Source organism: Flavobacterium sp. 316 (assembly GCF_000967805.1).
In the GTDB taxonomy this organism is placed as follows: Bacteria; Bacteroidota; Bacteroidia; order Flavobacteriales; family Flavobacteriaceae; genus Flavobacterium; species Flavobacterium sediminilitoris.
Map to the genome: position 1 here is coordinate 511397 of NZ_JYGZ01000004.1, position 25608 is coordinate 537004.

Below are 25608 nucleotides of genomic sequence, written 5' to 3' on the forward strand. Positions count from 1 at the left end.
AATAATTTTATTTATAAATTTTCAATAAAAGTAATTAAACTTAATTTTTAATAGATTTGAAAAACAACTTTTTTATTTATTCTTATATTCGATAAATTGATACTAAACATTTTCATAATTATCAAACATTCAAATTTAAGTTCATTAAATATTTTTTTGGCGTTGTTCCAAATTTCTTTTTAAAAGCAGCTATAAAATGACTTGAAGTACTATAGCCTACTTTTAATCCTACTTCATTTACATTGTAAGAACCTGAATCAAGCATTTTTCTTGCATATTCCATTTTATAATCAAACAAGAAACTATATACACTATCTCCATAAATTTGTTTAAAACCTACTTTCAATTTCTTTAAAGTTAATCCAACTTTGTCTGCCAATTCTTGTAAACTAGGTGGTTCTGCCATATTTTCAATAATAACTTCCTTCGCCTTTTTTATTTTTAAAACGTTTTCCTCATCAATCAAAAACGGACAATGTTCTGCATTTGGATCTTCATTTTGATTAAAATACAAACTCATTAATTCATATCCTTTTCCTTTTAAATATAAATTTTTAATAGACGAATTTTGATTATAATGAAATATCTGATTTAATACAATTGCCATAGAAGGGCTTATATCTTCTTCTCCATAATATTTTTTATCTAAATTCTCTTGACTTAAAAAAGGAATTAATTCTGCTTCATTTGAAAACAATGCATGGAATTTTTTTATAGAAATTAAAACTGAAATAATCCAAGTTTTAGGACTTACTTCTAAATGCAAAGGCAATTCTTTTTGTGGATTATATAATAATAATGATTTTTCTTCATTTAAATCCAAAGCATAAGTACCCTGATTAAAAATAAATTTTGCTTTCCCTTTTACATTAAAATGAAATTGAATCAAACCTGTTTTTACTTGTTTTTCAAATCGTTCCATCGTTTTTGTATCATTTTGAAAACGAAGTAAAGTAAAGTCTTGTTCTATTTTTATCTCTTCAAATGAACTCATAGCGTTATTTTTTAAGAAAGGTTTACAGAATATTTTTTTGAATTTATTTAGATTGGTTATAAATAAATAAATTCTAAACAAGCAATTTTACTGCAAAAATAGAGCAAATTATAGAAACTAGTCATAATTTTTACAAAAATTCTGCAATCGACAAAAAAAGTACTTTGAGCGTTATTTTTAATCTATCCTCTATAGTAATTTTGTTTCACTTTAAGGAAAGTAAAATTTATGGATAATAATACAGGATTGAAGCACACTACTTTTTATGCCATAGGGCTAAGTTATAAGAAGGCTGATGCTGAAATGAGGGGGAAATTTAGTTTAGACGAAAAGAGTAAGGAAAACTTACTTTTTCAAGCAAAAAACGAAGGTATAGAAGCGCTAATCTTAACATCGACATGTAATAGAACTGAAATATATGGATTTGCGCAACACCCTTTTCAACTCATAAAATTACTTTGTGAAAACAGCCAAGGAACCGTTGAAGATTTTCAAAAAGTAGCTCATGTATATAAAAACAAAGAAGCTATTAATCATCTCTTTAGAGTAGGAACTGGTTTAGATAGTCAAATTTTAGGTGATTTTGAAATTATCTCACAAATAAAAAACAGTTTTGTTGCTAGTAAAAAATTAGGGCTTGCAAATGCTTATATTGAGCGTTTAGTAAATGCTGTAATTCAAGCTAGTAAAAGAGTTAAAAATGAAACTGAAATTAGTTCAGGAGCAACATCAGTTTCTTTTGCCTCGGTTCAATATATTATGAACAATGTAGAAGAAATTGGATCTAAAAATATCTTATTATTTGGAACTGGAAAAATAGGACGAAATACTTGTGAAAATTTAGTAAAACATACTAAGAATGACCATATAGTATTGATAAATAGAACCAAAGAAAAAGCAGAAAAAATTGCTGGTAAATTCAATCTAATTGTAAAAGAGTATGCCGATTTACAATTAGAAATTCAAAAAGCAGATGTTTTAATTGTCGCAACTGGTGCACAAAATCCTACAATAGATGCTGGTGTTTTAAATCTAAAAAAACCTTTACTTATTTTAGATCTATCTATTCCTAAAAATGTTAATGAAAATGTTTCTTCTATTGATGGAGTTTCATTAGTTCATTTAGATTATTTATCTCAAGTTACTGATGAAACTATTGAAAAAAGAAAGCTACATATTCCTGCTGCTGAAGCTATAATTAATGAAATTATTACAGAGTTTATGAGTTGGACAAAAGCTAGAAAATTTGCACCAACAATTCATTCTTTAAAAGAGAAATTAGCTTTAATTAAACAATCTGAATTAAATTATCAGCGTAAAAAATTAGATAATTTTAATGAAGAACAAGCAGAAATAATAAGTAACCGAATTATTCAAAAAATAACTACTCATTTTGCTAATCACTTAAAAGATGAAGGCACTATGGTGGATGAAAGTATTGAATGGATTGAGAAAGTGTTTCGTTTAAATAATTAAAATTTTCCTTTTGAAAAAAACAATACGTATAGGAACAAGAGATAGTGAATTAGCACTTTGGCAAGCACATACTGTTCAGAAAAAACTAACTGATCTAGGATATGAAACCGAAATAATTGCAGTAAAATCTACTGGAGATTTAATACTAGACAAACCTCTTTACGAACTTGGAATTACTGGAATTTTTACAAAGACTTTAGATGTAGCCATGCTAAAAGGTCAAGTTGATATTGCAGTACATTCTATGAAAGATGTTCCAACTACTTTACCTAATGGAATTATACAAGCTGCTGTTCTAGAAAGAGCAAATGTATATGACATTTTAGTTCACAAAGGCAACCTTGATTTTTTAGAATCAAAAGGAACAATTGCTTCAGGAAGTTTACGTAGAAAAGCGCAATGGCTACATAAATACCCTACACATACTGTAGAAGATTTAAGAGGAAATGTAAACACACGCTTACAAAAATTAAAAGATAATACTTGGAATGGAGCTATTTTTGCTGCGGCAGGATTAGAACGTATCAATCTAAAACCAGATACATATATAAATTTAGACTGGATGATTCCAGCACCTGCACAAGGAGCAATGCTTGTTGTGGCAATGGAAAGTGACATTTTCTCACAAGAAGCACTTTCACATTTAAATCATACAGAAACAGAAATTTGTACTCACATTGAAAGACAATTTCTAAAAACTTTAGAAGGTGGTTGTACTGCTCCTATTGGTGCTTTAGCTAAAGTTTACGATGAAACAATTCATTTTGAAGGTGTTTTACACTCTTTAGATGGAAAAGAAAATTATACAATCAAAAAAAGTTGTAATTTTGAAGATTATAAATCTTTTGGAAAAGACTGTGCACAAGAAATTTTAAATAATGGAGGGCATTTTCTTATGGAAAAACTTCGCACAGCACTCAAAGTGAAATAAATCACTCTAATAATGGAAAGAGAATCTTTACTCAATTATATTTATCGTTTTTTTGATATCATTGTCCTTCTTTTTATTGTTTTTGACTTTGGTTATGATTTCACAGAAAACTTCAATACTCCTCATGTAATTGGCTTGATAATACTTACTTTTTTATTATTGTTTTTTAATACTTTTAAATTTTTTATCTATAAATATAAAAGCAATAAAAAAGTAGCATTAGTAAACATGATTATCATATCTGTTATACTGATGGTTTCTAGTATAATTGCACTGTCTAATACAGATTTCAGTCATCATTATATCCTTCAAAAAATAAAACCCTTTTTGGAAGGAGGCTTAATTGTATATTTTCTTTTAAGATTATTAGTTCTTGTTAGACATATTTATGACATCTATTTTAATCCAGCTATTGTCTTTGTAGGAAGTTTTTTAATTCTTGCACTATCCGGAGCATTTCTATTGATGCTACCAAGTGCAACAACTAATGGGATTAGTTTTACTAATGCTTTATTTACGGCAACAAGTGCTGTTTGTGTTACAGGACTAGCTGTTGTTGATACAGGCAAAGATTTTACAATTATTGGGCAATCTATTATTCTTGTTTTAATACAATTAGGAGGAATTGGTATCTTAACATTTACTTCCTTTTTTGCTTTTTTCTTTAGAGGAAGTTCATCTTTTAAAGAAGGCTTAAACACTAAAGATTTTATTGCAACTGAAGGACTAAAGGATGTCTTTAGAGCCGCATTAAATGTAGTTATATTTACTGTTGGTGTTGAAATAGTAGGTGCTTTTTTCATTTATACATCTATAGCTAATAATTATTCTATAGAAAATAAATTTTTCTTTTCGGTATTTCATTCTATTTCAGCATTCTGTAATGCAGGCTTTTCCATATTCTCATCTGGATTATACGATGAAAGCATCCGTTTTCATTATTTTTTCCAATGGATAATCATGGTTCTTATTGTTTTTGGAGGACTTGGACACAATATTATATTTAATTTCTATCAATATATAAAAACGTATGTTTTAGAGTTATTTGATAAAAAATTAATTCACAAACAAATTCCAATAATCACAGTTAATACAAAAATTGTAATTTATACCACGATTATTTTACTTCTTGGTGGATGGGTGTTTTTATTTATCTCTGAATACAACAATACATTGCAAGCTCATCAAACTTTTTTTGGTAAGATTACCACTGCAGCTTTCAACTCCGTAACACCAAGAACAGCAGGTTTTAATGTTGTGGATTATTCAGATATGAAAATTCCTTCTTTATTATTTATTATCTTTTTAATGTGGATAGGTGCTTCTCCTGCTTCTACTGGTGGTGGAGTAAAAACAAGTACTTTTGCATTAGCAACATTAAATATTTTTTCAGTTGCAAAAGGGAAAAATAGAATACAAGTATTTGGCAGAAGAATATCAAGTGAATCAACTTCTAGAGCATTTGCTATTCTATGTATTTCTCTAATTATAATTGGAATTGCCATAATGGCATTATTAATTTTAGAACCAAAAAACACACCATTACTAACTGTGGTTTTTGAGTGTTTTTCAGCATATAGTACAGTTGGGTTAAGTTTAAACTTTACACCTACTTTATCAGAACCTAGCAAATATGTAATTATTGCTGTAATGTTTATAGGAAGAATAGGTATGCTCAATTTAATGATTGGTTTATTACGCCAAATGAATCATCAATTTTATGAATATCCGAAAGAAAATATTTTGATTAACTAAAAAAGTTTCAAATGAAAGTAATTGTTTTTGGGCTTGGAAATTTTGGAATGTCTTTATCATTAAGTCTTACCGAAACTGGTAATGAAGTAATAGGAATAGACAAACAAATGGATAAAATTAATCTTGTAAAAGATAAAATTTCACATGCTATTTGTATGGACTCAACAAATGAATTAGCTTACGATGCTGTTCCTTTGAAAGATGCAGACAAAGTTGTTGTGGCTATTGGAGAAAATGAAGGTGCTGCTATTATAACCACAGCTATCATTAAAAAATTAAGCGATGTAAAAATAATCAGTAGAGCTCTATCTCCTATTCATGACACTGTTCTTGAAGCTATGGGAATTCATAGCATTATTCATCCTGAACAAGATTCTGCTGATCGTTTAACAAAGCAAATTAACTTTAAATCAACTTTAGAAAACTATCAATTAGATAATAACTATACCATTTCTGAAGTAAAAGCTAAGAAAGAATTTTTTGGTAAAACACTTGAAGAACTAGACTCTATTGATAAGTATAGTTTAACATTAATTACAATTATTCGTAAAAAAGAAAAACGAAACCTAATAGGTAAAAAAACAATTATTAGAGAAACTATAGGTCGTACTACTCCTGAAACTATTGTACAAGAAGATGATATCTTAGTTGTTTATGGTAATAATAAAGATATTGAAATGTACTGTATGGGTCAAGAAGAGTATGATTTAAGAAATAAAAACATTTAAAATGATTTCCATTTTATCTACTAAAAAATTAACATTAACTCAAAAGAAAAAATTTGAAAATTCTGAGTTGAATCTTGTAGATAAAAACTTTATTAAAATAAAAAAAATAGCATTTCAATTAGACCCATTAAACGATATATGTATTTTTACTAGTAAAAATGCTGTAAAAAGTGTCTTAAAAAACAATTCCGTTCAATTAATAAAAACAAAAGAATGTATTTGTGTTGGAATTAAAACAAAACAAAAATTAGAAAAAAAAGGATTTAAAGTTATAGAATATACAAACTATGCTGATGAACTTGCTGAAAAAATTAAAACAAACTACTTAACAAATAGTTTTACCTTTTTCTCTGGAAGTTTAAGAAAAAATACTTTACCCGATTTTTTTAAAGAAAACAACATAAAATACAATGAGATTAGAACTTATGAAACAGTCCTATCTCCTAAAAAAACAATTCATTTTTTCGATGGAATATTATTTTTTAGTCCATCAGGAGTTGAGAGTTTTACACAGAAAAACGCAATTGAAAATCAAATATGCTTTTGTATTGGAACAACAACTGCGAAAGCATTAGAAAATAAAACAAATAATATCAAAATTGCACCTGAACAAACAATTGAGAGTGTAATAAAAGAAGTAACAAAATATTATAAACGCTTATAGCCAAAAGCACAAAAAAATGATTAAAAACGACCTTTTTTTAAGAGCCTTAAATAACGAAACTGTTGAACGACCTCCTGTTTGGATGATGCGTCAAGCTGGAAGATATTTACCTGAATTTATGGCCATCAAAGAAAAATATGATTTTTTCACTAGATGCAAAACACCAGAATTAGCTTCTGAAATTACAGTTCAACCCATAAGAATTATCAAACCTGATGCAGCTATTTTATTTTCAGACATTTTAGTAATTCCTCAAGCGATGGGAATTGATGTCGAATTAGAAGACGGAATCGGACCAGTTTTACCAAATCCAATTCGTAAAGCTTCTGATGTAGACAACGTTTTTATTCCAGATATCAATGAGACTTTAGGTTATGTAATGGATGCTATTGACATGACTCGTGAAAAATTAAATGATGAAGTGCCATTAATTGGTTTCGCTGGTTCACCTTGGACAATCTTTTGTTATGCAGTTGAAGGAAAAGGTTCAAAAAGTTTTGATAAAGCCAAAGGCTTTTGTTTTTCAAATCCAGTTGCAGCTCATTTATTATTACAAAAAATTACAGATACAACCATTTTATATTTAAAAGAAAAAGTAAAACATGGTGTAAATGCTGTTCAAATATTTGATTCTTGGGGTGGAATGCTTTCTCCAGCAGATTATCAAGAATTTTCATGGAATTACATGAACCAAATTGTAGAAGCTTTAGCACCAGAAACAAAAGTTATCGTTTTTGGAAAAGGATGTTGGTTTGCTTTAGACGAAATGGCAAAATCAAAAGCATCAGCAATTGGTGTAGATTGGACTATTACAGCAAGAAACGCAAGATATTTAACTGGTGGAAAGAAAACATTACAAGGTAATTTTGATCCCTCAAGATTATTATCTCCAATTCCTGTTATCAAGAAAATGGTTCATGAAATGATTGACGAATTTGGAAAAGACAATTACATAGTAAACCTAGGTCACGGAATTTTACCAAACATTCCTGTTGATCATGCAAAGGCTTTTGTTGAGGCTGTAAAAGAGTATAAGAAATAGTTAAAAGTTAACGGTTTTGAAAGATAAATTTTACGCATACATACAAAATTTACAAGACCAAATCTGCAAAGGTTTGGAAAAAATTGATGGAAAAGCTTATTTCAAAGAAGACCTTTGGAGCAGACCAGAAGGCGGTGGTGGAAGAACTCGCGTTATTGAAAACGGAAATGTTTTTGAAAAAGGTGGTGTAAATATTTCCGCTGTTCATGGAAAATTACCTGATTCTATGCAAAAACTTTTCAATGTTGGCGAAACTGATTTTTTTGCTTGTGGATTAAGCTTAGTCATTCATCCAAAAAGTCCAATGGTACCAACAGTTCATGCTAATTGGAGATACTTTGAAATGTATGATAATAATGGAAATGTAATCAATAGTTGGTTTGGTGGTGGTCAAGATTTAACGCCTTATTATTTATTTGAAGAAGATGCTAAACATTTTCATCAAACATGTAAAACAGCTTGTGACAAACACAACCCTGAATTCTATTCTAAATATAAAAAACAATGTGATAGTTATTTTTGGAATGCACACCGAAATGAAGCACGTGGAATTGGTGGGTTATTCTTCGACTATTGCAAAGAAACTGAAGAAATGAAAATGGAAGATTGGTACAACTTTGTTACTGAAGTTGGAAATAGTTTTTTATCTGCATATCTCCCAATTGTTGAAAAACGAAAAGATTTATCATACACAGATGTTCAAAAAAATTGGCAAGAAATTCGTCGTGGTCGTTATGTAGAATTCAATTTGGTTCATGATAAAGGAACTTTATTTGGTTTAAAAACAAATGGTCGAATTGAAAGTATTCTAATGAGTTTGCCACCACATGTGCAATGGGTTTATGACCATCATCCTGAAGAAGAAAGTGAAGAAGAAAAATTAATTAAAATATTAAAAGAGCCTATAAATTGGGTTTAAAACATAAAATTTATAATAAGAAAAAAGCTCATTTTAATTTCCTGCTGCATTGTAAATATAGTTTTATATTTTAGATTATACAATTTTGTTTGTTGTTGTAAAACTATTTTTATCAAAGTCGTTTAAAGACTTCTTTAATAAAATGTAAGCTTCCCTAAAAATCAATACATCTTTTATGGCAATTTTTACAATAAAACTGTTGCTTTTTGTTTTTTGTAAAGCCATTCTTTATTAAGTTTTTAGTTTTACAGTTTGGGCAAATTAAGCTATCACTAACTTTGATACACAAGGTCGAATTTTTTATCATTTTCTTCATTTTAAGGCTTTATATAACAGGAAAAGGAACACAATATTGTGTTCCTTTTCTATGCTTTTCTTTAATTAAATTTTGTTTATCAATGGATTAGCAACTATAAAAACAGGTGTCACTAACTTTGAAACATTACCGATAATTGGTTTGGGTTACGTTAGTTGCTTCATTCACTATTTTGCTTACTTTTTGCCCTGTTGCATTGTAAATATAGGTAATAGTATTGGTGCCTACAACTATTTTTATAAGTAAAAAAGGCATCACTAATTCTGATACACGAGGTCGACTTTTTTATCATTTTCTTCGTTTTAAGAGCTTTATATAACAGGAAGAGGAACGCAATATTGCGTTCCTCTTTAATACCTATTTCTGTTTTTTTATTGATTATCAAATTATTAATCTCCAATAAAAGTTGTATCACTAAATCTGAAACATTACCTTACCAACTTTGGAACATTACCAATTATTAATAAGCATTTAATGTAAAGGCTACTTTTTCAAAAGATAGACTATACACTATATTTATTAATTCTCTAATTTCTATTTCTAATATATTACTATCATGTGTCGTCCTTGATTTTAAATAATATTGTACTTCTCCTTGCATTATTACTCTTTCAAAGTCATTATACCATTTACTATTTTCAAATCGTTCTAAATTTAATTTATTATCTATTTTATCTTTATGAAAATGAATCATTAAAATTAAATCATCATTATCTGATTCAAAAGCAATTTTCCAATTTTTAACATCATAACCTTTAAAAATTTGAAATAAAACTTGTTGATTTTCTCTAAAAAAATCTAACTGTAAATTTTTTTCTTTACTATTTATAAAAATAGATATTGCTGAATTTAATGAAAGATTAAACATCGTTTATTTTATAGTTTTATTATGATAATACCAGTAACCTAATCCTACACCACCTACGCCTAATCCCATCTTAATTGAGGTGGAATTCCTAGAAAAAAGTAAACAAATTTTCATACTCCCAATCTACCATTTCCATCAATGTCACTGTAACTGACCCTTACATTCCCTAAATGGTCGGTATAATTAAAAACATAGCTGTAATTGTTTGTTTTATGTTTTACATAGCCCTCAGCATGTGGGAAAAATTGCAATACATTATTTTTGTATTGAAAACCTCTTGCTAAATAATTAGTTTGGGTTATGGTGCTGTTTTCGGTCACTATTTTGCTTACTTTTTGTCCTGTTGCATGGTAAATATAGCTAATAGTATTGGTGCCTACAACTATTTTTATAAGTAAAAAAAGCATCACTAACTTTGATACACAAGGTCGTCTTTTTTACCATTTTCTTCGTTTTAAGGCTTTATATAACAGGAAAAGGAACGCAATATTGTGTTCCTTTTTATATTCTTTTCTTTAATTAAACTTTGTTTATCATTGGATTAGCAATTATAAAAACAGGCATCACTAACTTTGAAACATTACCAAAAATTAAAAGATGCGCTCTCTGGAGTATTGAATGATACAAAATAATAAAGCCCCGAAATCGGGGCTTATTGTGTTTATTAATTTATCATTCTAAAATCTTATATATTTTAATATCATTGACTATTGAATTAAAAAAATCTGATTTATATTGATTTTTGACAAAGCATTCAATACTCATAGGTAAGTTTTCTAATATTTCTTGATCACTTTGTTTAATCCTAATTCCAAAAATATCGCCATCAAGTTCTATACATTTGTCTAATTCAAACAAATCATTTTTATTTACAATAATTTTATCACTTAATTGTTTTGATGAAAAATTTTGTTCTTCATATACTTTACCTTCTTTTAATTTAAAAATAGTTATTGTATCATTGTGATATGACCACACTTTCGATACTGTTGTATAAGAAGATTTAATATAAAAAGAATTATTATTTTCTAAATACAATTTGTCTAATAAACTCATTGTAGATTTATTGTTGTTGGCTATTTTTGATTTTATTGAAGAGCAAGAGTTAGACATTATTAAAATGATTACACAACTTAAAATTATTTTCGCTTTCATATTATTTACCTCCCATCTTTTTAAAATCAGAATAACTAACAGTTATTAATACTTCGTTTTTATCATAAAAAGTTACTGTTCCACTTCTAACTCCAATAACAAAAGTGTTCCCTGTAAATCCTTTATTTTGCATAATCCCTTGAAAACTTTTATCAGCTTCAGAAGGATTAGAACTTCCTAATTGAACGCCACCAACTTCGGCTTTTGGGTGAGTATGCCACCAAAATTCCACATTTGAAGCATCGGCAGGAATACTTTGAGTTCCATTAATGTTAAAAGGGTTTATAGAAGCTTCTGCTCCTACAACGTTACCATTTGCATCTTTAACCTCTTGAGCCGCTGCTCCTTCATCCCATCTAGTAGCGTTCGTATCTCCTTTATTAGCGTGTCCTCCATTTTCTTTTTTTGATACTTCTGTGTTGTCTACAGAGTTAATTACATCATCCATAACGCCTCCTGTTGGTATATTCATAACGTTTTTACCTTCAGTTAATACTCTTGAATAATTTTGACCTTCTTTTGTAGCTGCTTTTACATCATTTTTTACATCACCTTTAACTAAATATGAAGCTCCATTATTTTGACCATCATCACCAATAAGTTTAACTTTACCCCAAAAGTTTTTACCATAAATTGGATCTTTACCATCAGGATCAACAAATAATAAAGGATTGTTATAAATAAAACTATAAGGCGACCAATTATAATATTTTTCAGCGTGAGGATCTTGTGTTAATGTTCTTACAATTGCTGGGTCGTAATTTCTTGCCTCGAAGTCGTATAAGTTAAGTGATAACTCATCTTGCCATTCTTTATTTTGAAACTTATATGCATAATTAGGTTGAGAATTATTCATATTATATCCTGAATGCTTTAAACCAAAAGGATAATAATGACTTTCTTCTAGTATGGGACTAATAAAATAATCTACACAACTTGGAGGATTATCTCTAGATGGAGGTATTTGAGACATACAAAACTGTTGTAATTCATCCCCTAAACTACCATTTTTATCTATATCTGAATAACTGACTCTTACGTTTCCTAAATGGTCAGTATAATTAAAAACATAGCTGTAATTGTTTGCTTCATGTTTTACATAGCCCTCAGCATGCGGAAAAAATTGCAATACATTGTTTTTGTATTGAAAGCCTCCTGTTAGATAATTGGTTTGGGTTACGTTAGTTGCTTCATTCACTATTTTGCTTACTTTTTGCCCTGTTGCATTGTAAATATAGGTAATAGTATGCTTTTAAAAAATATTTTTAATACAAAAAAGCTATCACTAATTCTGATACACGAGGTCTAATTTTTTACCATTTTCTTCGTTTTAAAGCTTTATATGACAGGAAAAGGAACGCAATATTGCGTTCCTTTTTTATGCTTTTTTTTTAATTAAACTTTGTTTTTCAATGGATTAGCAACTATAAAATAGGCATCACTAACTTTGAAACATTACCAAAATAAATATGATATAACAACAAAACCACTCCTTTTTACAGAGTGGTTTTTGTTTACTTTGTGGGCACAGATTACAAATCTGCGCTATCGGGTTTTATGTAATATCAAATTACTTCCAGATATTCCTATCAATTTTCTCTTTTTAATTTTAAAATGCAATGTATCAGAAAAAGGTCTAAACTTTTTAATTTCAACTGTATCACAATCGAATGTTTCAATAAAAACCTCTTCAACATCAGGATTTAATATTAAAATATTATGATTTGTACTATAGTTCCAATTTCCTTCTGTTTCACCGCTTGAACCTGTAGAATAAGTTTTTACTTTATATCTTTTTTCTTGAAATTCTATACTAATATTATAAGAGTTATCTTTTTTGCTTAAAACATAAAAACTATTGTTAGTTATTTTGTTGCTACATGAAAAAGAGAAAAAAATCAATAAAATAATTGTTATTTGTTTTATTGTCATAATTTTACAATCGTTTAGGTTTATAAGTTTTTCCATTAATTCTAAAGGCATGTCTAAAAGTATTTGCTGTTTTTTGGGGTCTTTGGGGATATTTCCAGCATTTGGATGATTTGTTGAGTCTATAGGTCCAGTAGGAATGTTTTTATCATAGCCAAGTATTGACTGAACTTCACTTGGATTTTTTGGATTTTCACTTTGCCCAAATAGATACCCTCTTTGATATGCTTCAAATTCATCATGTAAATCATAAAAGAGCATTGTTCCATTTGACATATAAGTATTTCCATCAGAATTATTTGTTGAAATAGACGTGGTGCCAGTTTCAAACTGGAAGGCGTGTTTGAGTTCATGTGCAAATAGTCCAATATTAGTTCCTTTTGAAACATGTATTTCAAAATGATTGTTATCAATGTTAAAAATTGATTTATTATGTGTGATACTCCCACCATTTCCATCTGACACAGTTCCTTTTGGGTCAAATACGACATCATAGACTTGATTGGAAGATTCTAATTTAGAGATTTCATCACTAACAATCTTTAATTCACTATTCTGTTTTGTAAGTTTTTTTATCTTTTTAGTCAATGCTTTTTCACTTTAAAACAACCCAAACTTACCAGATGCAATTGTTTTTCTTGCATTCTCAATTTTTTCATTATTAGAATCTTGTCTGGAATTTATTATACTTCTTAATTTATTAATCCACGCTTGCATGGCTTCTGTAAACTCATTACCGTCAATATCTAAATTACTTATCGGATTATTCCCTGCGTAATGATATGGAGAATATACAATAAATTTTTCGGATAAATTATCAATATTCATCCAACGTCCAATAGTAGCATCATAATTTCTCCATCCATAGTCATACATATTCAGTCCAAGCTCCGTTTGTAGTTCTTTGCCGTTGTATTTATACTGGTAATTTGGTTGATTTGTTCCTTCATTATACCCAGAATGTTTTAAACCAAAAGGATAATAATGGCTTTCTTCTAGTATAGAACTAATAAAATAAGAGAGACAGTTTTGCGCTCCTGTTTCTGGATTTGGAGGACTACAATCTACTATTTTTTCATTCCCCAATCTGCCATTTTTATCCATATCACTATAACTAAGTCTAATATTTCCTAAATGGTCGGTATAATTGAACACATAGCTGTAATTGTTTGCTTCATGTTTTACATAGCCCTCAGCATGTGGAAAAAATTGCAATACATTGTTTTGGTATTGAAAACCTCCTGCTAAATAATTGGTTTGGGTTATGGTAGTTGCTTCATTCACTATTTTGCTTACTTTTTGCCCTGTTGCATTGTAAATATAGGTAATAGTATTGGTGCCTACAACTATTTTTATAAGTAAAAAAGGCATCACTAATTCTGATACACGAGGTCGACTTTTTTATCATTTTCTTCGTTTTAAGAGCTTTATATAACAGGAAGAGGAACGCAATATTGCGTTCCTCTTTAATACCTATTTCTGTTTTTTTATTGATTATCAAATTATTAATCTCCAATAAAAGTTGTATCACTAAATCTGAAACATTACCTTACCAACTTTGGAACATTACCAATTATTAATAAGCATTTAATGTAAAGGCTACTTTTTCAAAAGATAGACTATACACTATATTTATTAATTCTCTAATTTCTATTTCTAATATATTACTATCATGTGTCGTTCTTGATTTTAAATAATATTGTACTTCTCCTTGCATTATTACTCTTTCAAAGTCATTATACCATTTACTATTTTCAAATCGTTCTAAATTTAATTTATTATCTATTTTATCTTTATGAAAATGAATCATTAAAATTAAATCATCATTATCTGATTCAAAAGCAATTTTCCAATTTTTAACATCATAACCTTTAAAAATTTGAAATAAAACTTGTTGATTTTCTCTAAAAAAATCTAACTGTAAATTTTTTTCTTTACTATTTATAAAAATAGATATTGCTGAATTTAATGAAAGATTAAACATCGTTTATTTTATAGTTTTATTATGATAATACCAGTAACCTAATCCTACACCACCTACGCCTAATCCCATCTTAATTGAGGTGGAATTCCTAGAAAAAAGTAAACAAATTTTCATACTCCCAATCTACCATTTCCATCAATGTCACTGTAACTGACCTTTACATTCCCTAAATGATCGGTATAATTAAACACATAGCTATAATTCCCTTGATCATATTTTACATAACCTTCCGCATGTGGGAAAAACTCTAATCGACTATTCTTATACTGAAAACCCAATGAATATATAGTTGTAATTGTTACAGGCGAAGGGAAAGGGTTTGTCCAGGTTGCCTCTGGCGTTAATGTTACTCTTTTTAATTAAAGATTTGCTACTTTTTTTACAATACTCTTTTTTGTTAAATTAATTACAAAATATTCTTGATTTTTATTATAAAATCCTCCTGAACCAGCGATTATATTTTCCTTCCAGTTTTCAAAATATTTTATAGCTTTCTTTTTGTTAGAAAAATTTAATAATCCTATATAAACAATTATTTCATTCCTATTGTTTAGATACCCTATATATTGTCTATTATATTTTAAAAATTTTTTCTTAACATTATTAGGGTTTTTATATTTTGGATTTATTTTTTCGTCTTTTATTTTGAAATAATTTAGAATCTCTATTTTGTGATTATAATAATTTTTAAAAAGGATGTTTTCAGCATTTTTAATATCATCTATATTTGGATAATAAAATTCTGCATAATCCTTTTCTTGAAAAGGATATTTAACGTTATCATTAAACACTATTCCTTCTCCACAATAATGATTTGTTAAAAGAATAGTTTTCTGTGAATAACTCAAATTGATTATAAATAATAGAATAAAAAGTTTCATTAGTTAGATTTATTAATTGGTAATATTATTATAGAAGAACCAGTAGTTAGTTAATACTAAAAACCACTCCTAGGTTTAGAGTGGTTTTACTTTTTTTTACGACACAAACAAATAAGATGTGTGAGATTTTAATTCCAAGATTCTGTGCACTTTTGAAAACATTTTCTTGCTTTTTTTAGTTTTCCTAAAGCTATATGCTCTATGAATTTATTCAAAGGCTGATCGTCTATTTTATAATCCCAAGCAGTACTGAATAATGAACCGTAATACTCTTTGGAAAATTCCTCGATATTATCATTTTTAAATCCTCCAAGAAAAAAATAAACATTCTGTTTAAAAGAATAACAGAGATAATAATCACAATCGCACCATTTTGTTCTTGCATATGATTCTTTATTTTTAAGATCAAAACAAAAATACCTGCTCTTAATTTTAATAAAGAGAAATTCATGTTTTCCATAAATTTCATAAGGCAATTTGTCAACTAAATCAAGTAAATCAGTTTTTTTTGTAAATGAATGTTGACTTAAGGTAAATAATTTTGCTTTAAAAACAATATCTAAAGTATCTATTTTTATTTCGTTTTCTAACGATTGTGCATTCATGGTTATAATAAAAAGCAATAATAAAAGAAGTCCTGTTTTTTTTGTCATTATTGAGTTTTAAAATTTTTAGTTTGATATCAATATTATTAATTACATTCTATTTCATACGCTTTTAATTCTTCTAATTCTTTAGTTATTTTTAAAGACCATTGTTTTTGCTTTTCTTCATTAAAATAAACCTCACTATCATAGAGCTTATCATAATCATTACTCTTATCAACAAGTTTATTATACATTTCTTGATATACTTTTATATCCTTAATACCATTTACATTAAGACTATCAAATGATTTTCTAATTTTCCGGGTAAATACTTCGCATATATCAAAATGAAGTTGTTCATGTAGTAAAGTGTATTCATCATTTACTATTGTCCATGACCTTTCCTTAATAAAAAAAGACCTGACTTCTATTTTTGGCAATCCATTTTCTAATTTGTTATTAGTGATTTTTATTTTACTTGCCGTAATAGCAACTACTAAATTAGTATTAATCGTATCTGGGACTCCTTTAAAATCATCCCATTCTAATTTATAATCAACACACCATTCTATTTTGTTTTTATCTTCTTGAAATTCATTTGGGGTTCTAAATAAATAACAATTTACAGAAGCTAACGGGAACACCACTAAAAAAAGAATAATTGTTTTTGACATTTTGATGACCTATTATCTATTTATTTCGCTATTGAATACAGTTCAATTTATAATCCTTTAATTCTTCAAGTTCATCAGCTATTTTTTTGTACCATATAGCACGATTTTCAGGTATAAAGTTAACCTCTTTATCGTACTGCTTATTTACAATGTCTAATTCTTTATTTATATCTTCATATGTCTCTGCATAGATATTAATATCTGCTACTTTCTGTTTATTTAATTCGGAGTAAATTCTTCGCAATTTTCTAGCGTATATTTCTGTTATATCAAAATGTCCTTGTTCATGTTTAAGTATATCATCTGTTTTTAACACAACCCAAGAATCTCTTTTATAAAAATAAACCTGTATCTTAAAAACAGGAATACTATCTTCATAAAAACCAATACCCGAAGCTAATATTTCAAGTGATGAAACAGCTTTTTTATTTCCTATATTTCCAAAAGGAACAGCTCCTTTAAAATCTTTCCATTCTAACTTAACATCTTTTCCCCACTTTATACTATCTGTTTCCATAGAGTTTTGGGAATAAAAAATGTTGAATATAAAAAATGTGAATATAAATATATATAGTTTCATTATCTAGGTTTTAATATTTGAATTGAGCATCTATAGACATTGAATTAGAATCTCCAGGTTTAGTTGTAATTCTTGAGGGAGATATTCCATGATTTTGTAACATTTTCACAATAGCTTTTGCCCTCTCACTCTTAAAGTTACTCACACTTATATCCCCTTCTAATGTTTTTACTACATCATTATCTGCATTATTTGTAAGCATATTACCTTCAATAATAATTTTAACTTCAGGATATTCCTTTAATGTTTTTACCAAATCATTTATTATTTTTAGATTTGAGTTTGTAGGTTCTACTAAATAACGTGAAGCCATAAAAGTAATATTTAAATTTATAGTAGTATTTGCTCGCACTTTTCTTCCTTGGAATACAGGAATTCTAGGCTCTTTAGTTTTTTTAGATTTGTCTTTTGGAGGTATATAATATTTGTAATTTGATATTTCTGGAACTATAATATTACTTACTATTTCTTCAATTTCTACAGCATATTGTTCTTCTCCTCTAAAAGTAGGCTCTACCAAACTTTGATTATTAGAACTTTTATTTCTTTTACCACTACCACTAAATAAATCACTTATAGTTTTGTTCAACTTAGGAAAATCTTCTCTTCTCCAAGATCCTGAAATAGATTCTTCTTTGCCACCACAGTTACAATTATTCCCTGAGAAAATTCTTTTAATTCCTTTCTTTGCTCTTCTAAATAAATTCCCTATAACATTTAAAATTCCCAAACCATATTCATCTCTATACAAAACTGGATTATTATCATTAGCAACATATGGAGACTGATAATTAACAAAATCTGCCATAGGATCCATTACCATAAATCGTGCCAATGCAGGATCATAAAGTCTAGCACCTAAATCATACATATTCAATCCTAGTTCTGTTTGCAATTCTTTCCCGTTATATTTATATGCATAATTAGGTTGAGAATTATTCATATTATATCCTGAATGCTTCAGTCCAAAAGGATAATAATGATTTTCCTCTAGTATCGCAGATACAATATGGTCTTCACATGGTGGTGGATTTCGACCTACTTGTGGCGGACAATATTGCTGTAATTCATCACCTAAAACACCATTTCCTTCAATGTCACTGTAACTGACCCTTACATTCCCTAAATGATCGGTATAATTAAATACATACCTATAATTCCCTTGATCATATTTTACATAACCTTCCGCATGTGGAAAAAACTCTAATCGACTATTCTTATACTGAAAACCCGATGAATATGTGGTTGTAATTGTTACAGGYGAAGGGAAAGGATTTGTCCAGGTTGCCTCTGGCGTCGATGTTACTCTTTTTTCTACTTTTACTCCTGTTGCATTGTAAATATACTGAATATTTCTATGTGTACAAATTTGTTTGTAGTTTTAAAATTGTTTCAATAAAAACGTAGCCACTCTATAAAACAACAAACCCACTCCTTTTTTAGAGAGTGGATTTTACTTTTTTATTATTTACTACGAGGTCAGGAGACCATTGTAGAGTTATTCGTTTTCATGAGAACTCCTCGAAGAGCGGAGTATTTAATAGTAAAAACACTTATCTTCTGCTCCATTTTTTAAGACTAAAAACAATTTTTTATTTTTAATAACATACCGTTCAAAACCATTATAATCTGTGTATTTTGTATTAGGTAAAATTGAATCAGTTTGAATATTAAAACCTTCACTATTAATAAAAAAATCAGATTTTAAAGTCAATTCATTTTTTGATAAAAACCATTTTCCTTCAATTGTATCATTCATATAAGAAATAAGTCTAAATTTATTATCTTTTTCTATCCAAAGTATATATTCTGGCTTACCATATAAAATACAATTTGATACATAATTCTTTTTTAAAGTTGTTTTGCAAGAAACAAAAACAAAAACAAAAATAAAAACAATAATATTTCTCATCTTACTTCTTGTTTATCTTTTTCCATAATAATATGTTTGACCATTTACTCTAAAAGCTTGAATATATCCTCTGGCAATTTTTTGTAGCTCTGAAGGATTATTTATTTTACTATTTATTAAAGATGTATTTCTAAAATCGTAGGGACCATTAGGTAATCTATCGTAAGCACTATCTAGAGTACCATTAAAACTTTGACCAAAAAGAGCTCCTCTATTATAAGCATCAATCTCATCTTGTTTGTCGTAGAACAAATTTGAGTATGGTACATTTGGTATTCTCTTTCCTATACTAAACTCCCCTTTTTCAAATTGAAAAGCATGTTTCAATTCGTGTGCAAATAATCCTATTGATGTGCCAGAGGAAATGGTGATTTCAACATTCCCATTAGTAAAATTAAACCCTGTAGTATTAGAAGTTGTAGAAGAACCTGTTGCATAGTCTCTTTGTGTTCCGTTAGAGTCATATACTAAATCATAAACCTGAGTTGAACATTCAAGTTCAGAAATTTCATCACTAACAATATTTAACTCATTATTTTGTTCTGTAAGTTTTTCTATCTTTTTGGTTAATGATTTTTCACTTTGAAACCATCCATACTTTCCTGAGGCAATTGTTTTTCTTGCATTCTCAATTTTTTCATTATTTGATTTTTGCATTGAGTTTATTTCAGAAATTAATTTGTTAATCCACTCTTGCATTGCTTCTGTAAATTCATTGCCATCAACATCTATATTGCTAATAGGATTATTCCCAGCGTAATGATACGGTGAAAAAGTAATAAATTTTTCTGCTAAATTATCCATATTCATCCATCTGCCCAAAGCAGCATCATAATTCCTCCATCCGTAGTCATACATATTCAGTCCTAGTTCTGTTTGCAGCTCTTTACCATTGTATTTATACTGGTACAGTCCTGCGCAACTTTTGCCCTCGCGTGAGGGTTCAGTATAGCTCGTGTGAGCAATACTTAAAGTGGTGTAGTTCTGTAGCTTGTAGCATCCCATTGTTCAAAAGTAGTATATTTTATTTTCAATTGAAAAAAAAAGAGGTTGCTTTATTTTGAGTTATTCGTTTTGCATTCGTTTGTGATTCGCTTTAGATTAATCACTTTTGAGCCTGATTTTAGCCCAAATAAGCCCTTTTTTATCCTTAGCTAATACTTTTGTTGTCTAGCTATCAAAATGCTTTTATTTGGATTATTCCCTGAAGACTTCCTTTTTTTATCCATAAGAAAAAGTGGGCTCTAGTGGACTCATGGTGGGCTTATCCTCGGGACATCCCCGAGACGTCTATAGCGGAACATCAAATAATTTTGGTTAAAATTTACTATACAGTTTTTGAAGATTTTACTAAAATAGCTATACAGTTCTATTTTTTCAATAGTTACAACTTGCTTGCATATTGCAATATATTTGTATCTTTTTGGATTGTGATTTCAAAGGTCAAGCCCTTTGTTTACTGACTTTTTTCACTTTAATAATTATCGTTTTTTTATCTTGGTCAACCGTGGCAAGTACATACTATCCTTGCGATGTGGCTTTTGGCTAGCTGAGTAGGTTCCGAAGGGGGTTCGTTTTAAAAGTTGATGATTTAAAGCTTTGGGAGAAGTTCGGGCAATCATCATCTTTTAAAATGATTAGGCTCACGCCGATTGAGTGCATAATCTTGGCTTTTTTAGTAATGATTTGTGCAAAAAAGCAAGCAAAGAAAGACGGCAACCACTGTAGCTGCTTTTTTGTGAAGGTTTTTTGTGCAAAGTCATTACTAAATGAAAATACTGTTCCTATTTTCGGGTGGGCGCGTTTGGAGTTGCTACCTTTGGGTGGACGAAATATTTAAGACCTTATGCTGTAACTTTGAAAAATGGAAAGACAGAGAAGAATTTACAGTTTAGAATTTAAACTTAAAGCAGTAGAGTTAAGTAATGAGCGAGGTAGTTCTACTATTGTAGCGAGAGAATTAAACATTAGTTCTGACAATATTAAACGTTGGAAGAAAGAATATAATCAAGGTAAACTAACAGGTAAAATAGTTTCAGTAAAAAGCAAAGAAGAACAAGAGCTTATTTTGTTGCGTAAAGAGTTAGCTGATGTTAAGATGGAGCGAGATATTTTAAAAAAGGCGGTCAGCATCTTTTCCAAGAGCGACAAGTGAAATTTGAATTTATTAAACAAAATAAATATCTTTTTACTGTTGAAAAGATGTGTCAAGTCTTTAAAATTAACAAAAGTAGTTACTATAAATGGTTGATTAGAGTTCCTTCCAAAAGAGCATTATATAATCAAATATTGTTGGAAGAAATAAAGCGAATATATTATTACAACAGAAAACGATATGGTAGTCCTAGAATAACCAAAGAACTGAAGATGCTTGGTTTTATAGCCTCCAAAGAATTGGTTAGAAAGCTAATGAAGAAAGAGTTTTTACAAAGTATTGTAAAAAGAAAATTCAAAGTAACAACAGATTCATCACATAAATATCCAGTGGTAGAGAATAATTTGAACCGAGAATTTACTGTTAGCAGAGAAAATCAAACTTGGGTATCAGATATAACATATGTCAGAACAGGTCAAGGTTGGCTATATTTAACTTCTGTAATTGATTTATTTGACAGAAAAGTGATTGGTTGGGCATTGAGTGCAACAATGAGCGCAAAAGACACCAGTATTAAAGCTTTTAAAATGGCTTTAATTAATCGTCCAATCAAAAACAATCAATCTTTGATTTTTCACTCTGATAGGGGAATACAATACGCTTGTGAAGAATTTGTTTGTGAATTAAATAAACAAAAATCAATCATTAGAAGTATGTCAAGAAAAGGAAATTGTTGGGATAATGCAGTAGCAGAAAGTTTTTTCAAAACATTAAAAGTGGAATTAATCTACCAAAACCGCTACCTAACAAGACAAGAAGCTGAGTTGTCAATTTTCGAATACATTGAAACATTTTATAATACAAACAGAAGGCATAAACAATTAAATAATTTAACTATTTTAGAGTATCAAAAATTAATCAATAACAATTTAAAAATGGCAGCTTAGGGTCGATTAAAATTTGTCCACTTTTTTCTAGGAATTCCAGTGCTTATTTACATGGAAAAATAAGAGAACAAAATCGTTATAATAATTACAACGATAGCTGGAAAAATAAACGTAAAAAATAAAACCACTCATTTGAGTGGTTTTTTCTATCTAAACAGTTAATGATTTTTTCTAAATACCGTTAATAATACTATCTATTAATTCCCAACTCATTTTATTACAATTATATTCAAATATAGTTGTTGAACCTCCTCCATTTGCAAAATTATATTTACCATTGTTAAAGGTTATAAGAAAATCTATTATGGTAATAGTTAGTTTATTATTATCCAAATTTGAGGATATTTTCCAAGCATTAATCCCTTTTTTTAATAGCTTTTTGTTCTTTTTTTTATATAAATCAACATTCTTAAAATTATATAAATCTTGTTTATTTTTATTCAGATAAAAAGGATTGTAGCTATTATCAATTAAATAAATATTTTCTAATCTATTACTATATTCAGAGATATAGCTTTTCCAATTATCTGTTTTTATATCTTTTTTTAATTCTTGATTATAATGGTCATATGATCTATTTAGATTAATTATAATAGCTGAATCTAACATTATCTTATAATTGTCTGTATTGTTTTGAGATAATAAATTCAGACTTATACTCAAGAATAATATTAAAATTTTAGTTTTCATCTTTTGTTATTGTTTTGGAGTTACAAAGTATTTTTGAGGAACAGTGGCAATAACTCCTGTGTTATTATAAATATATACAGTGCCGTTACTTCTTGCAAACACATAATTCACTTTACTACCACTATTTGCTACATCACCACCAGCGTTAGAAGGTGCTCTTCTAAACGCCCCTGATGTAGATGAACCACCCAAAGTAGTTGAAGACCCTGTTCCGGAATTACCTGAACCTGTAGAATTTGTACCACTTGGATGAGAATGAAAAGTAGATTGAAAAGTAAAACTCTCTATAGATATATTTGCTTCTGGATTTACCAAAGGATCAGCAACAGGTCCAGCAGGAGACTCAACTACAGTTCCATCTGTTTTTATAACACCACCATATTCTCTGTTATTAGCTGGTGATGTACCGCCATTACCATTATCTTGATTGACAATATCAACCATAGATTGCCTAGTTTCTGATTTTCCTTCTATTTCAACACTATTATCATATGCAATAGAATTATTTTCAAAAGCCTCTGTATTACCTGAATTCTCAGTAATAAATTTTTCAGTTTCTTTTCTCTCATCTTTTGTTATACCAGCTGATGGAGCACCAGAATCAAACTTCTTATCATCTGTCTTAACAACATATACTTTGCCATCACTTTTACCATCAGAACCAATTTTTTTACCTTGTCCATTTATAAAATCCCCTGGGTCAGCATACATACCATCAACATCAATAAAGTAAATAGGATTGTTAAGTGCATAAGCATAAGGACTATACCTTCTTGAAGTTTCTGCTAATGGGTCAATATTCATCCATCTACCTAGAGCAGGGTCATAATTCCTAGCCCCATAGTCATACATATTAAGTCCCAGCTCGTCTTGATACTCTTTGGAGTTATAGCGATACTGGTATGTCATAACTTCAAAAAAAGACCGCTTTTTTATTTTCTCAACTCCTCATTTTCTACAAAAACAGGTTTACTCCTTGTAAGAACGTAGCCCAAAAATACTATTTTTTTGTTATTATATTTGTATTTTGTTATTATTATTTTTATTAAACATTTAACGTTTTTTCTTACTATTATGGCATGATGCTTGTATTTGTCTTACAAAAAACAATCCTTATGATATAATAACTACCTTTTTTTATAAACCTTTAAATTTTAGTATTATGAGTAAGCAAAAAGGGATTATCAAGTTAGTAGGCAACATTGGAGGGATGAGTTTTTATACTTCTAATGGTGAGTATTTGGCAAGAACTGCTGGAGGACCTACAAAAGAGAAGATTGCAACGGGAGCGAACTTTGTTCGTACACGAGAGAACAATGCGGAGTTTGGTGGTGCTGCAAAAGTGGGTAAAGCTTTGCGAACAGCATTAAGTAGTGTGATTCAGACCATGGGAGGGAGTACATTAACAGCTAGTTTAACAAGGCTTTTTAAGTCTATTAATGCAAAAGCAAGTGGAGTGAGAGGACAGCGACCTATTGCTCTGACTGCTAACAAAACACTTGCTAAGGGATTAGAGCTTAATAATAAAATTAGTTTTACTTCAGTATTCAACGCACCTTATACGGTAACTACTGATGCTGACCGTGTGGAAGTAGTTTTTACGATTCCGAGTTTTATACCGATTAATTTTATTAATGCGCCTAGTGGTGCTACTGGTTATCGTATTGCTGGAGCTGTAGGATGGTTGTCTGATTATAGTTTTGACCAGAGTACACTAAGCTATGAGCCAGATGTTTCTGAGCAAAATAGTATAGGAATAACAGAGTATAGTGATGTACAGCCTATTGATAATACAGGAACAACTATCACATTAACGGCTACTGCTCCTGGTGGATTAGTGCCTGAAGCTGGTATTAGCGTTGTGGTTTGTTTAGGGATTGAGTTCTACCAAAAAGTAGATAACGTKGATTATTTACTAGCACAAGGTAACGCTATGCGTATAGTAGAAGTTTTTTAGGGTTTAAGACGCTTTTTAAAACGATTAAGCTTTCCGTTCTCGGAAGGCTTTTTTTGTGCTTATATCGCTTTAAAATCATTATTTCAAGGATAAGTTAACTAGTTTACATAGTTGATTTATCCTTTTTTTATCCATAAGAAAAAGTGGGCTCTAGTGGGCTTATGGTGGGCTTATCCTCGGGACATCCCCGAGACGTCTATAGCYAAAAGTCTTCATGTTTTAAAAATATTTTTTACATTTGATTTTTATGTTTTATTCTTGCTAAGAGAGTAAGCTCATATAAATTTAAAGTCAATATTTGGAAAAGCGAACAGTTAACTGCTCGCTTTTCTGCTTTTTAATTCTATTCTCTTTTTCAAAAATCTATTTCGTTTAACAATGCAAACTTGTTTAAATGTTGTAACTTATTGGTATTAATTTCAGCGGTCAAGCCCTTTGTTTACTGACTTTTTTCACTTTAATAATTATCGTTTTTTTATCACGGTCAGCCGTGGCAAGTATAGACTGTTTATGCGATGTGGCTT

26 protein-coding genes are annotated in these 25608 nt (G+C 29.1%); 9 read left to right on the forward strand and 17 right to left on the reverse strand.

What is annotated here, in order from left to right; translation table 11 throughout:
• Positions 1–121: 121 nt before the first annotated feature.
• Positions 122–994 carry a helix-turn-helix transcriptional regulator gene (locus tag SY27_RS11020; protein ID WP_045970275.1) on the reverse strand — a complete coding sequence of 291 codons (873 nt, stop codon included), beginning with the start codon at positions 992–994 and terminating at the stop codon, positions 122–124.
• A gap of 228 nt (positions 995–1222) precedes the next feature.
• Here SY27_RS11020 and hemA point away from each other — a divergent pair, with 228 nt between their 5' ends.
• The 7 genes from hemA to hemF are packed head-to-tail and all read left to right on the forward strand — an operon-like array spanning position 1223 to position 8509.
• The gene (gene hemA / locus SY27_RS11025; protein WP_045970160.1) at positions 1223–2470 is read left to right on the forward strand and encodes a glutamyl-tRNA reductase; all 1248 of its coding nucleotides are present in this window, start codon (positions 1223–1225) and stop codon (positions 2468–2470) included.
• Between the two features lie 10 nt (positions 2471–2480).
• Positions 2481–3401, forward strand: coding sequence for a hydroxymethylbilane synthase (hemC, locus tag SY27_RS11030; protein ID WP_082084345.1), 921 nt, complete (start codon positions 2481–2483; stop codon positions 3399–3401).
• A gap of 12 nt (positions 3402–3413) precedes the next feature.
• On the forward strand, positions 3414–5156 hold the full coding sequence (locus tag SY27_RS11035) for a TrkH family potassium uptake protein (protein ID WP_045970164.1): 1743 nt from the start codon (positions 3414–3416) through the stop codon (positions 5154–5156).
• Positions 5157–5167: 11 nt separating this feature from the next.
• Complete coding sequence (locus SY27_RS11040; RefSeq protein WP_045970166.1) at positions 5168–5884, forward strand: TrkA family potassium uptake protein; 717 nt, start codon at positions 5168–5170, stop codon at positions 5882–5884.
• 1 nt (position 5885) lies between these two features.
• Positions 5886–6548, forward strand: a complete 663-nt coding sequence (locus SY27_RS11045; protein ID WP_045970168.1) for a uroporphyrinogen-III synthase — start codon at positions 5886–5888, stop codon at positions 6546–6548.
• Between the two features lie 16 nt (positions 6549–6564).
• Positions 6565–7590 (forward strand): uroporphyrinogen decarboxylase, encoded by a 1026-nt coding sequence (gene hemE / locus SY27_RS11050; RefSeq protein WP_045970170.1) that lies wholly within the window; start codon positions 6565–6567, stop codon positions 7588–7590.
• 16 nt (positions 7591–7606) lie between these two features.
• Complete coding sequence (gene hemF, locus SY27_RS11055) at positions 7607–8509, forward strand: oxygen-dependent coproporphyrinogen oxidase (protein WP_045970172.1); 903 nt, start codon at positions 7607–7609, stop codon at positions 8507–8509.
• Positions 8510–9285: 776 nt separating this feature from the next.
• Here the strand turns inward: hemF and SY27_RS11060 are convergent.
• The 14 genes from SY27_RS11060 to SY27_RS19280 form a co-directional block, all read right to left on the reverse strand.
• Positions 9286–9693 (reverse strand): hypothetical protein, encoded by a 408-nt coding sequence (locus SY27_RS11060; RefSeq protein WP_045970174.1) that lies wholly within the window; start codon positions 9691–9693, stop codon positions 9286–9288.
• A 110-nt stretch (positions 9694–9803) separates the two neighbouring features.
• Positions 9804–10100 (reverse strand): hypothetical protein, encoded by a 297-nt coding sequence (locus SY27_RS11065; protein ID WP_045970176.1) that lies wholly within the window; start codon positions 10098–10100, stop codon positions 9804–9806.
• Positions 10101–10365: 265 nt separating this feature from the next.
• Positions 10366–10848 carry a hypothetical protein gene (locus SY27_RS11070; protein ID WP_045970178.1) on the reverse strand — a complete coding sequence of 161 codons (483 nt, stop codon included), beginning with the start codon at positions 10846–10848 and terminating at the stop codon, positions 10366–10368.
• Position 10849: 1 nt separating this feature from the next.
• Positions 10850–12046 (reverse strand): RHS repeat domain-containing protein, encoded by a 1197-nt coding sequence (locus SY27_RS11075; protein WP_045970180.1) that lies wholly within the window; start codon positions 12044–12046, stop codon positions 10850–10852.
• 347 nt (positions 12047–12393) lie between these two features.
• The gene (locus SY27_RS11080; RefSeq protein WP_045970183.1) at positions 12394–13365 is read right to left on the reverse strand and encodes a hypothetical protein; all 972 of its coding nucleotides are present in this window, start codon (positions 13363–13365) and stop codon (positions 12394–12396) included.
• Positions 13366–13377: 12 nt separating this feature from the next.
• Positions 13378–14148 (reverse strand): RHS repeat domain-containing protein, encoded by a 771-nt coding sequence (locus SY27_RS11085; RefSeq protein WP_045970185.1) that lies wholly within the window; start codon positions 14146–14148, stop codon positions 13378–13380.
• Positions 14149–14353: 205 nt separating this feature from the next.
• Entirely contained in the window at positions 14354–14761 is a 408-nt protein-coding gene (locus tag SY27_RS11090) for a hypothetical protein (protein WP_045970174.1), read from the reverse strand.
• 359 nt (positions 14762–15120) lie between these two features.
• Positions 15121–15642 carry a hypothetical protein gene (locus tag SY27_RS11095; protein WP_152640751.1) on the reverse strand — a complete coding sequence of 174 codons (522 nt, stop codon included), beginning with the start codon at positions 15640–15642 and terminating at the stop codon, positions 15121–15123.
• A 128-nt stretch (positions 15643–15770) separates the two neighbouring features.
• Positions 15771–16295, reverse strand: a complete 525-nt coding sequence (locus tag SY27_RS11100) for a hypothetical protein (protein ID WP_045970189.1) — start codon at positions 16293–16295, stop codon at positions 15771–15773.
• A 38-nt stretch (positions 16296–16333) separates the two neighbouring features.
• Positions 16334–16903: a hypothetical protein gene (locus SY27_RS18255; protein WP_052705290.1), complete on the reverse strand. Its 570-nt coding sequence runs from the start codon at positions 16901–16903 to the stop codon at positions 16334–16336.
• Positions 16904–16931: 28 nt separating this feature from the next.
• Positions 16932–17420: a hypothetical protein gene (locus SY27_RS18260; RefSeq protein WP_052705292.1), complete on the reverse strand. Its 489-nt coding sequence runs from the start codon at positions 17418–17420 to the stop codon at positions 16932–16934.
• Between the two features lie 73 nt (positions 17421–17493).
• Positions 17494–18852: an RHS repeat-associated core domain-containing protein gene (locus SY27_RS11115; protein ID WP_369793062.1), complete on the reverse strand. Its 1359-nt coding sequence runs from the start codon at positions 18850–18852 to the stop codon at positions 17494–17496.
• A 168-nt stretch (positions 18853–19020) separates the two neighbouring features.
• Positions 19021–19395: a hypothetical protein gene (locus SY27_RS11120; protein ID WP_045970193.1), complete on the reverse strand. Its 375-nt coding sequence runs from the start codon at positions 19393–19395 to the stop codon at positions 19021–19023.
• A 12-nt stretch (positions 19396–19407) separates the two neighbouring features.
• The gene (locus SY27_RS19280; RefSeq protein ID WP_082084347.1) at positions 19408–20400 is read right to left on the reverse strand and encodes an RHS repeat-associated core domain-containing protein; all 993 of its coding nucleotides are present in this window, start codon (positions 20398–20400) and stop codon (positions 19408–19410) included.
• An 859-nt stretch (positions 20401–21259) separates the two neighbouring features.
• Here SY27_RS19280 and SY27_RS11135 point away from each other — a divergent pair.
• Positions 21260–22437 (forward strand): IS3 family transposase gene (locus tag SY27_RS11135; protein ID WP_235270957.1). Its coding sequence is split into 2 segments (ribosomal slippage): positions 21260–21509 and positions 21509–22437, totalling 1179 coding nucleotides; the frame shifts between segments, so codons are not numbered across the junction.
• A 171-nt stretch (positions 22438–22608) separates the two neighbouring features.
• Here SY27_RS11135 and SY27_RS11140 read toward each other — a convergent pair.
• Both SY27_RS11140 and SY27_RS19245 read right to left on the reverse strand, forming a co-directional pair.
• Positions 22609–23127 carry a hypothetical protein gene (locus SY27_RS11140; protein ID WP_045970197.1) on the reverse strand — a complete coding sequence of 173 codons (519 nt, stop codon included), beginning with the start codon at positions 23125–23127 and terminating at the stop codon, positions 22609–22611.
• A gap of 6 nt (positions 23128–23133) precedes the next feature.
• On the reverse strand, positions 23134–24036 hold the full coding sequence (locus SY27_RS19245) for an RHS repeat-associated core domain-containing protein (RefSeq protein ID WP_045970199.1): 903 nt from the start codon (positions 24034–24036) through the stop codon (positions 23134–23136).
• A gap of 253 nt (positions 24037–24289) precedes the next feature.
• Between SY27_RS19245 and SY27_RS11150 the strand changes: the two genes are divergently transcribed.
• The gene (locus SY27_RS11150) at positions 24290–25084 is read left to right on the forward strand and encodes a hypothetical protein (RefSeq protein WP_045970201.1); all 795 of its coding nucleotides are present in this window, start codon (positions 24290–24292) and stop codon (positions 25082–25084) included.
• The last annotated feature ends 524 nt before the right edge of the window (positions 25085–25608 follow it).